General features: G+C 73.1%; 15 protein-coding genes. 11 read left to right on the top strand and 4 right to left on the bottom strand.

Features of this window, described 5'->3' with window-relative positions:
• The first annotated feature begins 177 nt into the window (after positions 1-177).
• Genes OEB99_RS18725 through OEB99_RS18715 form a run of 3 tightly spaced genes read left to right on the top strand, consistent with a single transcriptional unit; the run spans position 178 to position 2,567 of the window.
• Positions 178-750: a DUF5998 family protein gene (locus tag OEB99_RS18725; RefSeq protein WP_263578822.1), complete on the top strand. Its 573-nt coding sequence runs from the start codon at positions 178-180 to the stop codon at positions 748-750.
• A complete protein-coding gene (locus OEB99_RS18720) occupies positions 747-1,904 on the top strand; it encodes an alkaline phosphatase family protein (protein ID WP_263578821.1) in 1,158 nt (385 codons plus the stop codon). The genes OEB99_RS18725 and OEB99_RS18720 overlap by 4 nt, the downstream gene beginning before the upstream one ends.
• A 15-nt stretch (positions 1,905-1,919) precedes the next feature.
• Complete coding sequence (locus OEB99_RS18715; protein ID WP_263578820.1) at positions 1,920-2,567, top strand: thymidine kinase; 648 nt, start codon at positions 1,920-1,922, stop codon at positions 2,565-2,567.
• Between the two features lie 19 nt (positions 2,568-2,586).
• Here the strand turns inward: OEB99_RS18715 and sepH are convergent, their stop codons facing one another.
• Positions 2,587-3,711 (bottom strand): septation protein SepH, encoded by a 1,125-nt coding sequence (gene sepH / locus OEB99_RS18710; protein ID WP_263578819.1) that lies wholly within the window; start codon positions 3,709-3,711, stop codon positions 2,587-2,589.
• A gap of 95 nt (positions 3,712-3,806) precedes the next feature.
• Between sepH and OEB99_RS18705 the strand changes: the two genes are divergently transcribed.
• Entirely contained in the window at positions 3,807-4,619 is an 813-nt protein-coding gene (locus OEB99_RS18705) for an inositol monophosphatase family protein (protein WP_411910709.1), read from the top strand.
• A 213-nt stretch (positions 4,620-4,832) separates the two neighbouring features.
• A complete protein-coding gene (locus OEB99_RS18700) occupies positions 4,833-5,132 on the top strand; it encodes a DUF4193 domain-containing protein (RefSeq protein WP_263578817.1) in 300 nt (99 codons plus the stop codon).
• Here the strand turns inward: OEB99_RS18700 and OEB99_RS18695 are convergent.
• The gene (locus OEB99_RS18695) at positions 5,102-5,569 is read right to left on the bottom strand and encodes a DUF3093 domain-containing protein (protein WP_263578816.1); all 468 of its coding nucleotides are present in this window, start codon (positions 5,567-5,569) and stop codon (positions 5,102-5,104) included. The two genes, OEB99_RS18700 and OEB99_RS18695, sit on opposite strands and share 31 nt — an antisense overlap.
• A 121-nt stretch (positions 5,570-5,690) precedes the next feature.
• Here OEB99_RS18695 and dut point away from each other — a divergent pair, with 121 nt between their 5' ends.
• From dut to OEB99_RS18675, 4 genes are all read left to right on the top strand, one after another.
• On the top strand, positions 5,691-6,155 hold the full coding sequence (gene dut / locus OEB99_RS18690; RefSeq protein ID WP_263578815.1) for a dUTP diphosphatase: 465 nt from the start codon (positions 5,691-5,693) through the stop codon (positions 6,153-6,155).
• Positions 6,156-6,220: 65 nt separating this feature from the next.
• Positions 6,221-6,946: a DUF3710 domain-containing protein gene (locus tag OEB99_RS18685; RefSeq protein ID WP_263578814.1), complete on the top strand. Its 726-nt coding sequence runs from the start codon at positions 6,221-6,223 to the stop codon at positions 6,944-6,946.
• The gene (locus tag OEB99_RS18680) at positions 6,946-7,350 is read left to right on the top strand and encodes an OB-fold nucleic acid binding domain-containing protein (RefSeq protein ID WP_263578813.1); all 405 of its coding nucleotides are present in this window, start codon (positions 6,946-6,948) and stop codon (positions 7,348-7,350) included. The genes OEB99_RS18685 and OEB99_RS18680 overlap by 1 nt, the downstream gene beginning before the upstream one ends.
• Positions 7,343-8,080, top strand: a complete 738-nt coding sequence (locus OEB99_RS18675; RefSeq protein WP_263578812.1) for a DUF3159 domain-containing protein — start codon at positions 7,343-7,345, stop codon at positions 8,078-8,080. Before OEB99_RS18680 ends, OEB99_RS18675 begins: the two co-directional genes overlap by 8 nt.
• Here OEB99_RS18675 and OEB99_RS18670 read toward each other — a convergent pair.
• Together OEB99_RS18670 and OEB99_RS18665 are read right to left on the bottom strand one after the other, a co-directional pair.
• Complete coding sequence (locus tag OEB99_RS18670) at positions 8,007-8,681, bottom strand: potassium channel family protein (RefSeq protein WP_263578811.1); 675 nt, start codon at positions 8,679-8,681, stop codon at positions 8,007-8,009. The two genes, OEB99_RS18675 and OEB99_RS18670, sit on opposite strands and share 74 nt — an antisense overlap.
• Entirely contained in the window at positions 8,681-9,331 is a 651-nt protein-coding gene (locus OEB99_RS18665) for a potassium channel family protein (RefSeq protein WP_263578825.1), read from the bottom strand. The genes OEB99_RS18670 and OEB99_RS18665 overlap by 1 nt, the downstream gene beginning before the upstream one ends.
• 114 nt (positions 9,332-9,445) lie before the next feature.
• Here OEB99_RS18665 and OEB99_RS18660 point away from each other — a divergent pair, with 114 nt between their 5' ends.
• Both OEB99_RS18660 and OEB99_RS18655 read left to right on the top strand, forming a co-directional pair.
• Complete coding sequence (locus OEB99_RS18660) at positions 9,446-11,491, top strand: APC family permease (RefSeq protein ID WP_263578810.1); 2,046 nt, start codon at positions 9,446-9,448, stop codon at positions 11,489-11,491.
• Positions 11,488-12,717 (top strand): class I SAM-dependent RNA methyltransferase, encoded by a 1,230-nt coding sequence (locus OEB99_RS18655; protein WP_263578809.1) that lies wholly within the window; start codon positions 11,488-11,490, stop codon positions 12,715-12,717. Before OEB99_RS18660 ends, OEB99_RS18655 begins: the two co-directional genes overlap by 4 nt.
• Positions 12,718-12,816 lie beyond the last annotated feature (99 nt).

Genomic DNA, 12,816 nt, shown 5'->3' with positions numbered 1-12,816 from the left:
GGCGTTAGCGTGGGTCACGAGGACCTCCGGGTCATCGAGGATGGTGTGGTAACCCCTTCGATACCGGAGGTCCTCGCCTTCCCACTCACACCACGCTGATCACAACGTCCCTGGGAACTACAGCTAGCCGTGCGCCGGCGATCACGGCGCCCGGTCCCGGGATGGGAAGATGTCCGGGTGCGACCCACGACCGACCTTCGCGAGAGCCTGCACCTGACCGGGTACTACCCGGAGCTCGTGGCCGACGTCCTGGACGTGGCCCTGGCGGGTGAGGACGTCCTGGCGCACCTGGTGCACCCGGAGACGATGTTCGACCGCACCGAGGTGCGCAGGCATGTCACGGTTCTGGTCCTCACCGCGACCCGGCTGGTCCTGGCGCACGTCGACGACCACCCGGCGGACGCCGAGCACCCCTCGACCAGCGCGTCGGCGACCACCGAGTCGGTCCCGCTGCGCCATCTGCACACCGTCGCGCTGACCCACGGCGTCCCGGTCCCGGAGAAGCACCGCCGGGGAGCCCCGCCCACCGAGCTGACCCTGTCGCTCGGCTGGGGCGCGGTGCGACGTGTCGACCTCGAGCCGGCCACCTGCGGGGACCCGCAGTGCGACGCGGATCACGGGCTGACCGGCACGATCAGCCCGGACGACGTCGTGGTCCGGGTCTCGGAGGCGGCCGAGGGGGCCGACGCGGTGGCCGCCGCGCTGTCCTTCGCACGTGCGTTGTCGCTGGCCACGGCACGGGTGTCGTGATCGATCTCGCAGACCTCGGGCTGGTCGAGCCGGACCACGGCGGCGAGAGCCTGGGGGAAGTCCTCCCGGCGGCAGCCGGGTCGCTCGGCCTCGAGCTGCCCGGCTGGGGCGCGGCGACCGTGGAGGCGCGGGACCGGTTCGGGCTCCCGGAGGCGAGCCGGGTGTGCGTGGTCCTGGTCGACGGGCTCGGGCTGCTCCAGCTGCGCGAGCGCGCCGGGCACGCGGCGTTCCTGCGTTCCCGGCTCGGCGCCACCCGGGAGCTGGTCTGCGGCTATCCCTCGACCACCGCGGCGTCGATGGGCCTGCTCGGCACGGGCCGTGCGGCCGGGCGGACGGGTCTGGCCGGCTACACGGTGCGCAACCCCCGGACCGGGGGGCTGGCGAACCTGGTGTCCTGGGAGGGCGCCGACGAGCCCGAGCAGTGGCAGCGCGAGCCGAGCCTGACGCGGCTGATCGCCGACGCCGGCGTCCGGGTCACGTCGGTCGGCCCCGCCGAGTTCCGCGGTTCCGGGCTCACGCGTGCCGCGCTGAACGGCGGGACGTACCTCGTCGCGGGCGGGTGGGAGGACCGGGTCGACGCGACGCTGCGCGCGCTGCGCGACCCCGGGCTCGTCTACCTGTACTGGGGCGAGGTCGACAAGGCCGGCCACGCCTACGGCTGGACGTCGACGCAGTGGGGTGACGCGCTCAGCGAGCTCGACCGCGGCCTCGGCCGGCTCGCGCGGGCGATGCCTGCCGACACGCTGCTCCTCATCACCGCGGACCACGGTCAGATGGAGGTCGCACGGGACGGCCTGGTCGACGTCGCGACCGTGCCGGAGCTCGCACGTGACGTGGCGCTCGTCGCGGGCGAGCCGCGTGCGGCGTACGTACACCTCCTGGACGGTGTCGACGTCGACGAGGTCGGGGCGCGGTGGCGGGCCACGCTCGAGGGGCGTGCCCTCGTGCTGAGCCGCCAGGAGGCGATCGACGCAGGCTGGTTCGGTGCGGTCGCCGCGCACGTCGTACCCGTGATCGGCGACCTCGTCGTCGCCGCGCTCGGCAGCGGTGGTGTCGCGGACTCACGGACCCAGACACCGCACTCGATGCAGCTGCGCGGGATGCACGGATCGTTGACGCCGGGGGAGATGTCGGTTCCCCTGGTGGTCACCTGAGGAGCAGGAGGACCTGTGGCGGAGCTGGTGTTCTTCAGCGGGACGATGGACTGCGGCAAGTCGACCCTCGCCCTGCAGCTCGACCACAACCATGCCGAGGCGGGGCGCGGCGGCGTGCTCTACACCCGCCAGGATCGCGCGGGCGCCGAGGTGCTCTCGTCCCGGCTCGGGCTGCGGCGGCCCGCCGTCGAGGTCGGTGACGAGACGGACTTCTGGGAGGACGTCGTGCGCCGGCGCCGGCGCGGGGACCGGGTGGACTACCTGGTATGCGACGAGTCCCAGTTCTACACACCCACCCAGATCGAACAGCTCGCCCAGCTCGTCGACGAGATGGGCGTCGACGTGTACGCGTTCGGGATCACGGCGGACTTCCGCACGAAGCTCTTCCCGGGCTCGGCGCGGCTGGTCGAGCTCGCCGACCGGCTCGAGGTGCTCCAGGTGCCCGCGCTGTGCTGGTGCGGTGCCCGGGCGACCCACAACGCCCGGACCGTCGGCGGCCGGATGACCGTCGAGGGAGAACAGGTCGTGGTGGGCGACACCGGCCCGGGTGAGGAGATCGGCTACGAGGTGCTCTGCCGGCGTCACCACATGCGGCGCATGACGCACGCCGTGGCACGCGCCACCGCCGAGCTGCCGGAGACGCTGCCCTTCGAGATCGGCTGAGCCGGCGGCCCGGGTGGGCTCACTCCGGCTTGGCGCCGAAGACGATCTCGTCCCAGCTGGGAACGCTCGCCCGACCCTTCCGGCTCCTCGATCGGGTGGTCGGGGCAGGCGCGGGCGTGCCGTCCGCGTCGGCACCGTCGGCGTCGGTCGCGTCCTCGGCGTCTCCCGCCGCGTCCCGGACGTCGGCGTCCTGCAGCTCGTCGTGATCCGGTACGGGGGGCGGCGACGGCAGCGCGATGACGGTGGCGTCGGTCGCCTCCTCGGGCCGCGAGTCGGCCGGGTGGGCGGCGGGTGGCGTCGTCAGGCCGGGGTGCTCGAAGTCGAACGCGTGTTGGGGTCCGAAGCCCTCGAAGTCCTCGTCGTCGTCCTCGTCGAGCGGCTGGCGTACGCCGCGCTTGCCGTGCAGGTCCTCGAGGAGCGCCTCGGTCGCGTCGAACGGGTCGTCCTCCTCGTCGGGCTCCGGCTCGAGGGTCGGGGCGTCGACGGCCGCGAGCACCGGGCGCACGGCGACCTCGACGTCGGTGTCGACCTGGTGGAGGCGCACCGCGGCGAGGTGACGACGCGGTACGGGCTCGTCGGCGAGCTCGGTCTCGGACAGCCAGCGAGCCTCGTCGTCGAGGGCGTGGATCGTGCGTGCCGCGGGGTCGAAGGCCCAGCGGGCGGTCCGGGTCACCTCGCCGACCTCGAACGCGAGCGTCACGGTCCAGGGCCCGGTCGCGTCCCGGGCCGCGTCCCAGCGCACCGTCCCGGGCACGACGCCGCGGGTGGCGAGCCGGTCGGTGACGAGGTCGCCCAGCGTCGGTGCGCTGGTCTCGTGGCCGATCCTGGTGTCGCGCGCCTGCCCACTGATCCAGTCGCGCTCGGCCAGCACGGGTCCCTCGTACCGCTCGACGATCTCGACCGGGACGCCGGCGGCCTCGGCGACCTCCTGCGCCGTCGCACCCGCCCGGATCCTCGCCTGCATCTCCCGCGGCGGGATGAGGGCGCTGGCGTGCGCCCGGAGGGCTTCCAGCTGGGGACGGTCCCTGCGCACCGCGGCGCGCAGGGCGTCGTCGATCGGCAGTGCGAAACGTTGGCCGTCCGGTCCCTCGAGGACGATCTGGTCCCCGTCGTCGTTCAACCCCACCAGGCGCAGCTCGCTCATGGCACCTCCTCGCCGCTCCTGCACGAGGGTGCCACCTTCGGACCGCGTGGGCAGGGAGGCGCGCCCCGCCGGGTCTCGGGCAGGATGGACGCGTGGTGGATCCGCGTGAGCTGATGACGGTGGCCGAGACGATCGCCCGCGAGGCCGGTGCACTGGTCCGCGAGGGCCGGCCGGACCAGGTCCACGTGGCGAAGACCAAGTCGAGCGCGGTCGACGTCGTGACCGCGATGGACATCGCCTCGGAGGACCTGATCAGGCGTCGCCTGGCCGAGCTGCGGCCCGGCGACGGGGTGCTCGGGGAGGAGCACGGCCTCGAGGCCGGCACGACCGGCGTGACCTGGGTCGTGGACCCGATCGACGGCACCGTCAACTACCTGTACGGGATCCCCGCGTACGGGGTCAGCATCGCCGCGGTGACCGGCGAGCCGGACCCGGCCGGCTGGACGGTCCAGGCGGGCTGCGTGCACTCGGTCGCCGACGGGCGGACGTGGGTCGCCGGACGCGGCGAAGGGGCGTGGTCCGGTGAGCGCCGTCTCTCGGTGAACCCGGACCGTGGCCTGGACGGCGCGCTGGTCGGTACGGGTTTCGGCTATACGGAGCAGCGACGGCGACGCCAGGCGACCGTGGTCGCGGCCCTTCTCCCGCGGGTGCGCGACATCCGGCGGATCGGCTCGGCGGCGATCGACCTGTGCCAGCTCGCGGGCGGCCAGCTCGACGCGCACTACGAACGCGGTCTCAATCCGTGGGATCTCGCCGCGGGCGCTCTCATGGTCGTCGAGGCGGGCGGCGTGGTGACCGGTCTTCGGGGCGGTCCGCCCGGTGTGGCGATGACCGTCGCCGGGCCGGCACGCCTGGTGGGCGAGCTCGCCGCGGTGCTCGAGGCGCTGGACGCCGACGCGGACGACTGAGCCGTTCGGAGGTCCGGGGAGCGGTCCGGGACCGCTCCCATCCGGTGGCGACGCCGAAACGTGACCTTCGGGTGGATGCATCTGCCGGCCGGATGGTGCACAATCCCCTCGCTGCGATGGCGGGAACAAATCCCCGGTCCCGCGCATTGACGACGTACTACCCGCCCACGCGCGGGAGCCGAGCCCGACCGACACGGAGTGTGGAAACGCCTGATGGCCACCGATTACGACGCCCCTCGCAAGACCGAGGAAGATCTCTCCGAGGACTCGCTCCAGGAGCTCCAGGCGCGCCGCGCCGACAAGAACTCGGGGGTCGTGGACGAGGACGAGGCCGAGGCCGCCGAGGGCTTCGAGCTGCCTGGCGCCGACCTGTCCGGTGAAGAGCTGTCGGTGCGCGTGCTGCCGCGTCAGGCGGACGAGTTCACCTGCGCGAGCTGCTTCCTGGTCCACCACCGCAGCCAGCTCGCCGGCGAGCGCAACGGTCAGCCGATCTGCTCGGAGTGCGCCGCCTGAGCCGACACGATCGCTGCGACGAGCTCCTCGGCCCGCCGGGTCGAGACGAGCCAGCGCGGCGTCGGGTCGGCAGGGTCGTCCACCGCGACGCTCACCGCGCCGGGCAGCCACGACCGGACGAGCACGAAGTCGCGTGCGTCCGAGCCCGGCCCGAGCGCCGCGTGCAGCTCCGACCGGTCCAGGGCGTGCGGCTCGCCCAGCAGCGTGACCGGGATGTGTGCGCGTCCGGCGACGAAGACCTCGTCGACGACCTCCACGACCGATGAGGTGAGCCACACGCCGGCGCCCAGCAGCGTGAGCACCACGACTCCCGCCACGACCTGGGCGGTGTGACCCAGGGGCGTGACGGTGATGGCTCCCAGCGCGGCGCCGCCCAGCACCATCGACCAGCCCAGCGGGCCGGGCCACAGACGCTCGCGGTAGGTGGTCGTGCTCATGGCTCAAGCATCCCAGCACGGTGGCGGTGCCGCGCACAGGTCGCCGTCTCCGGAACGCTGTGCACCCGCACCTGGACCGGCACCTGCACCCTGCGGCCGCCGGACGCTAGAGTCGTCGCCCGTGACGACGCACGAGGCCGAGCCCGTCGAGGTGCTCGTGGTGCGCAGCGCCGACATCCCGCTGCCCGGCTACGCCCATCCCGGCGACGCCGGGGCTGACCTGGTGACCCGGGTCGACGTCACGATCGGTCCGGGTGAGCGGGTCACCGTGCCGACCGGGGTGCGCATCGCCCTGCCGCCGGGGTACGCGGCCTTCGTCCATCCTCGCTCCGGGCTCGCTCGGCGGCACGGGCTGACGGTGGTCAACGCGCCCGGCACCGTCGATGCGGGGTACCGCGGCGAGATCGAGGTCACGCTGCTGAACACCGACCGCACGGAGCCGCTCGCGCTCTGGGCCGGCGACCGCATCGCTCAGCTCGTCGTGCAGCAGGTCGCGCAGGCCTTGTTCGTCGAGGTCCCCGAGCTGCCCGGGTCGAGCCGGGGCGAGCGGGGCTTCGGGTCGAGCGGGGGGTGGGACCCGTCCTGAGTCCCGATCTCCAGGATCGGTGACTAGTGTCGTCCGTGCAGCAGACCAGAACGGAAGGGACAGGCGTGGCAGTGTTCCGGCGTGCCCGGGCCTCGCAGGAGGAACCGGCACAGGACGAGCCGACCACCACCGACGGTGGCGCCGTCGAGGATCCGCAGGGTGACGTCGACGCGACCGAGGCAGGCTCGGATCGGGGACCGTGGGACGTCGAGTCCCGACCCGACCGCGGATCCCGGGTCGACCTGGGTGCGATCTGGCTCCCCGGCGTCGACGGCATGCAGCTACGCCTGGAGGCGACGGCCCAGGGCGGCACGGTCACCTCGGCCACCGTCACGATCGACGGCTCGAGCCTGCAGGTGCAGGCGTTCGCGGCCCCCCGCAGCGCCGGGATCTGGGACGAGATCCGCGCCGAGATCGGGGAGTCCGTGACCAAGCAGGGCGGGTCGGTCGACGACCTGCCCGGCCCGTTCGGTCGGGAGCTCCTCGCGCGGCTGCCGGTGCGGACCTCCGAGGGCCGCACCGGGCACCGCCCGGCCCGGTTCATCGGCGCGGACGGCCCTCGGTGGTTCCTGCGCGGTGTGGTCACCGGCCGGGCCGCGGTGGACCCCGAGGCGGCGCGGACCCTGGAGGACGTGTTCGCCGACATCGTCGTGGTGCGCGGCTCGGAGGCCCGCGCGCCACGTGAGCTGCTCCCGCTGACCGCGCCCGGGACACGGTCCGCGCAGCCCGAGGAGCAGCAGAACCTGCTCGACCCGTTCAAACGAGGACCCGAGATCACCGAGGTGCACTGATGGTCGCCGCCCCCCACGGCACAGCAGACAAGACCCGCCACGGCGTGCGTGGAGCGGTGCGCTCCCTGCTCGCCTCACGGGCCGAGATCGAGGCCGCCGAGGAACGCCAGGAGACGGAACGTCGCGGCTGCACTGCCGTCAGCGACCTCGTGCCCCGGCACCGCGCGCAGGTCTCCGGAGTCCTGCGCAGCGTGCGCCTGCGGCCTGCGGACCAGGTGCCCGCGCTGGAGGCCGAGCTGTACGACGGCTCGGGCTCCCTGCGGGTGGTGTGGCTCGGTCGGCGCGAGGTGGCCGGGATCGACCCCGGGCGCCGGATCCGGCTCGAGGGCCTGGTGAGCTTCGCGAGCGGTCGCGCCACGGTCTACAACCCGCGCTACGAGCTGGCGCCGCGCCCCGGTGAGTGATCCCGAGGTTCCGGCCGGACCGGAGAGCGAGACGGCCGAGGGCACCGACCGGCCCGGCGGGCAGCTCGGTGGCCTGCGAGCGGCGGTCGGTGACGACTTCTCCTTCGCGGACGCGATCGGCGGCGTGCGCGGCCTGGTCGAGTCGACCGCTCCGGGCCTCGTGTTCGTCGTCGTCTACGTGGTCACGCGCGCGCTCGTGCCGTCGTTGGTCGCGTCGGTCGCGGTCGCCCTGGCCGCGGTGGTCGTCCGTCTCGTCCAGCGCACGCCGCTGACCCAAGCCCTCTCCGGGGTGCTCGGCGTCGGGGTCGGCGTGGTCTGGGCGTGGTCGACCGGCCGCGCGCAGGACTACTTCGTCGGGGGTCTGCTGGCGAACGCGGGGTACCTGGTCGCGGTGCTCGTGTCGATCGCGGTGCGCTGGCCGCTGGTCGGTGTCGTGGTCGCGCTGCTGCGTGGCGAGGACATGGCCTGGCGGACCGATCCCGAGCGGGAGCACGAGCGACGCCGGTTCGGGTGGGCGACCTGGGTGATGGCCGCGATGTTCGCCCTGCGCCTCGCGGTGCAGGTGCCGCTCTACCTCGCGGGTGAGGGCGCCGTGGCAGCGCTGGGGACCGCGAAGCTCGCGATGGGCGTGCCGCTGTTCGCGGTCGCGCTGTGGATCACGTGGCTGCTGGTGGCGTCACCAGGAGCTCGTGCAGAGCGTCGAGGTCAGCCTCAGCGCCCGCCACGATGAGCAGCTCGTCCCCGGCCTCGAGGGTGTCCTCGGGGCTGGGGGCGATCGGCGAGGTGTCGCGCACCAGCGCGGCGAGCACGGTGTCCCGCGGCCAGCTGACGTCGCCGACGAGCCGCCCGACCATCGTCGAGTCCTCGGGCAGCGTGACCTCGAGGATGTCCGCACCGGACTGGTGGAAGGTGAAGATCTTCACCAGGTCGCCGACGGCGACGGCCTCCTCGACCATCGCCGTCATGATCCGCGGCGTGGAGACCGCGACGTCGACGCCCCAGGCCTCGTCGAACATCCACTCGTTGCGGGGGTTGTTCACCCGGGCGACCGTGCGCGGCACGCCGAACTCGGTCTTCGAGAGCAGGGACACCACGAGGTTGACCTTGTCGTCACCGGTCGCGGCGACGACCACGTCGCACTGGTCGGCGCGCGCCTGGCTGAGCGCCGACAGCTCGCACGCGTCGGCGAGCAGCCACTCGGCGTCGGCCACCGAGGCGACGCGCATGGCGGCGGGGTTGCGGTCGATCAGGGTGACCTCGTGCTCGGCCGCCAGGAGCTCGCTGGCGATCGAGCGGCCGACCGAGCCGGCCCCGGCGATCACGACCCGCATCAGTCCACCTCCGGTGGGGTCTTGGTGCAGATGCGTTCGACCTTGGTCAGGTCGGTGGCCTGGAGCAGCAGGTGCACGAGGTCGTTCTCCTGGATCACCGTCGTCGAGGTGGGGAGCACGCCGTCCCCGTACCTGGTGATGAAGGCGACCCGTGCGCCGGTCGCCTCCTCGAGCCGTGCGAGCGGCCGTCCGGCCCAGGCCGGGTGCAGGTCCACCTGGGCCATCACGATCTGCCCGGACGCGTCGCGGAACTCGTCGGTGGCGCCCATCGGGAGCAGCCTGCGCAGCACCTGGTCGGAGGTCCAGCGGACCGTCGCGACCGTGGGGATCCCGAGACGCTGGTAGATCTCGGCGCGGTGCGGGTCGTAGATCCGCGCCACCACGTTGTCCACACCGTAGGTCTCGCGCGCGACGCGCGCGGACAGGATGTTCGAGTTGTCGCCGTCCGAGACCGCCGCGAACGCCCACGCGTCCTCGATGCCGGCCTGGACGAGCGTCTGCCGGTCGAAGCCCACGCCGGTGACGCGCTTGCCCGAGAACTCCGGGTCGAGCCGTCGGAAGGCGTCCGGGTTCTGGTCGATCACAGCGACCGAGTGGCCACGATGCTCCAGCGAGGACGCCAGGGTCGCGCCGACCCGACCGCATCCCATGATGACGAAGTGCACGGGTGATGACGCTATACCGTCCCGGGACCGCCCGGCAGTTCCGGACGCGCCATGCGCCCGGTTCACTTCCGCGGCCCGTGTCGGCCTAGCATGGCGCGTGTGTCGGACATCGTCGATGCCGCAAAGCGGCTGATCGTCGGCCGCCCGGTACGTAGCGACCGACTGGGGCACACCCTCCTTCCGAAGCGCATCGCCCTGCCGGTGTTCGCCTCGGATGCGCTGTCCTCGGTCGCCTACGCGCCGGACGAGATCCTGCTGACCCTGGCGATCGCCGGCCTGGGCGCCACGGCGATCTCGCCGTGGGTGGGTCTCGCGGTGGTCGCCGTGCTCGTGGTCGTGGTGACCTCCTACCGGCAGAACGTGCACGCGTACCCGTCGGGCGGCGGCGACTACGAGGTGGTCACCACCAACCTCGGGCCGAAGGCCGGGCTCACCGTGGCGAGCGCCCTGCTGGTCGACTACGTGCTGACGGTCGCGGTGTCGGTCTCGTCGGGCGCGCAGTACGCGTCGGTGGCGATCCCGGCGCTGCGCGGGCACGAGGTGACCTTCGCGCTCAGCATCGTGGCGATCCTGATGCTGATGAACCTGCGCGGGGTCAAGGAGTCCGGGACCCTCTTCGCCATCCCGACCTATCTCTTCATGATCGCCGTGCTGACCACGATCGTGGTGGGCGCGATCCGGGCCGGCACCGGCACGCTGCCGCTCGCCGAGACGGCGCAGTTCACGATCAAACCCGAGGAGAGCTTCTTCGAGGACGGCGTCGAGACTGGTCTGACGGGTCTGGCGGGCGCGTTCCTCATCCTGCGGGCCTTCGCGTCCGGCAGCGCGGCGCTGACCGGCGTCGAGGCGATCTCGAACGGCGTCCCCGCGTTCCGCAAGCCGAAGAGCCGCAACGCCGCGACGACGCTGGCCATGCTCGGCGCGCTGTCGATCACGTTCATGATGTCGATCCTGCTGCTGGCCCGGGCCGCGCAGGTCCACTACGTCGAGTTCCCGGCCACGAACCTCCTGCTCGACGGAGTGCCGGTCGGCGACAGCTACGAGCAGCACCCCGTGCTCGGCCAGCTCGCGACCGCGGTGTTCTCCGGGTTCACGCCGGCCGTCGTGGTGGTCTCGATCGTGACCGGCCTGATCCTGGTGCTCGCCGCGAACACGGCGTTCAACGGCTTCCCGGTGCTCGGCTCGATCCTCGCGCGGGACGGCTTCCTGCCGCGTCAGCTGCACACCCGCGGCGACCGCCTCGCCTACTCCAACGGCATCGTGGCGCTGGCCGGCGGTGCGGCGATCCTGATCGTGGCGTTCGACGCGCAGGTCACGCGCCTGATCCAGCTCTACATCGTGGGCGTGTTCGTGTCGTTCACGTTCAGCCAGTTCGGCATGGTCAAGCACTGGAACCGGCACCTGCGCACCGAGCCCGACCCCGACGCGCGCAAGCGGATGAAGCGGTCCCGGGTGATCAACAGCGTCGGCCTGGTGATGACCGGCCTGGTGCTCATCGTCGTGCTCGTCACCAAGTTCACCCGTGGGGCCTGGATCGCGATCCTGGCGATGGCGATCGTGTACGTCGCGATGCTCGGTGTCCGCCGGCACTACGACCGGGTCCGTGACGAGACCGCGCTGGACGACGCCGACGCCGCGAAGGCGCTGCCGAGCCGCGTGCACGCGATCGTGCTCCTGTCCCGGCTGCACAAGCCGACGATGCGCGCGCTCGCCTATGCGCGGGCCACGCGGCCGTCGCGGCTCGAGGCCGTCACGGTCGCGGTCGACCCGGAGGACGTCGCAGAGCTGCGTCGTCAGTGGGACGAGCTGGACATCCCGGTGACGCTGACGGTCCTGGACTCTCCGTTCCGGGAGATCACCCGTCCGGTGCTCGGCTACGTGAAGTCGATCCGCCGGGAGAGCCCGCGCGACCTGGTCGTCGTGTACATCCCGGAGTACGTCGTGGGGCACTGGTGGGAGCAGATCCTGCACAACCAGAGCGCGTTGCGGCTCAAGACCCGTCTGCTGTTCAGCCCGGGTGTCGTGGTGGCGTCGGTGCCCTGGCAGTTGGACTCCGCGGTGGCCGAGGCCCGCACCAGCAAGTCCGAGCCGGTGACCGCGCGGGACGCCCAGGTCGTGCTGCGCAACGAGACGCCCCAAGCGTGAGCCCGGAGCCGCTCACCGTCGAGGTCGGCCCGGTGGCCCACGGCGGGCACTGCGTCGCGCGGCACGAGGGCCGCGTGGTGTTCGTGCGGCACGCGTTGCCCGGCGAGGTCGTCCGGGTCCGGCTCACCGACGCCGAGCCCGGCGCGCGCTACTGGCGTGCGGACGCGGTCGAGGTGCTGGAACCGTCCTCGGACCGGGTCGAGAGCCCGTGGCCGGCGGCCGGCCCCGGCGGCGTCGGCGGCGGCGAGCTGGGCCATGTCGCGCTGCCCGCACAGCGAGCCTGGAAGGCGGCCGTGGTCGCCGAGCAGCTCCGCAGGCTCGCGCACCTGGAGCCCGAGGTGGTCGTCGAGGCCGCGCCGGGGGAGACGGACGGACTCGGCTGGCGCACCCGGATCGAGCTCGTGGCCGACCCACAGGGCCGCGCCGGGATGCACCGCTACCGCTCGCACGAGGTCGTCCCGCTGGACTCGATGCCGCTGGCCGTGCCGGAGATCGATGCGCCGGGTCTGCTCGGACGTCGCTGGCCGGCCGGGTCGCGGCTGACCGCGGTGGGCCCGGTGGGCGGCGACCGGCCGTTGCTGCTGGTGGACGGCGTGCCGTGGGGGCCGCACGGCCCGGACCGGCGGCCGACCGCGCGGACGTCGGTGCGCGAGCGTGCCGAGGTCGCGGGGCGTGGCTACGCGTGGCGGGTCGCCGGGTCGGGGTTCTGGCAGGTCCACCGGTCCGCCCCGGTCGCGCTCGCCGAGGCGGTCGCCGAGGCGACCCGGGATCTGCTGCGTGCGGGACCCAGCACCGTGCTGGACCTGTACTCGGGTGCCGGACTGTTCACGTCGGTCCTCGCCGACCTGGCGGGGGAGTCGTCGACCGTGCACGCGGTCGAGGGGGACGCGGGCGCCGTGCGGGACGCGCGCCGCAACGCGCACGACCGGCCGGGCATCGTGCTGCACCGCGCGGCGGTCGCCGAGGCGTTGGCCGGCGGGTTGCCGGCGCGTGCCGACCTGGTGGTGCTGGACCCGCCTCGGGTGGGTGCGGGGCGTGGTGTCGTGGCGGCTGTCGCGGACCGACGGCCCGCGCGCGTGGTGTACGTGGCGTGCGACCCCGCCGCACTGGCCCGGGACGTCGCGCTGCTGGCAGAGGGCGGCTACCGGCTCACCGGCCTGCGGGCCTTCGACCTGTTCCCGATGACCCATCACGTCGAAGCCGTCGCGGTCCTCGAGCCGCGCTGACGGTGCCGCGCACGGATGTCATCGGCGTGGGCCGGCGCGTGCGGCTGGCATCGTTCCCGACGTGATGTATCTTGACGTCAAGATACTTTCCGGCTCGAC

Origin of the sequence: Actinotalea endophytica (assembly GCF_025717005.1) — a bacterium.
Classification (GTDB): Bacteria; Actinomycetota; Actinomycetes; order Actinomycetales; family Cellulomonadaceae; genus Actinotalea.
This window is presented reverse-complemented; position numbering and strand designations above follow the sequence as displayed.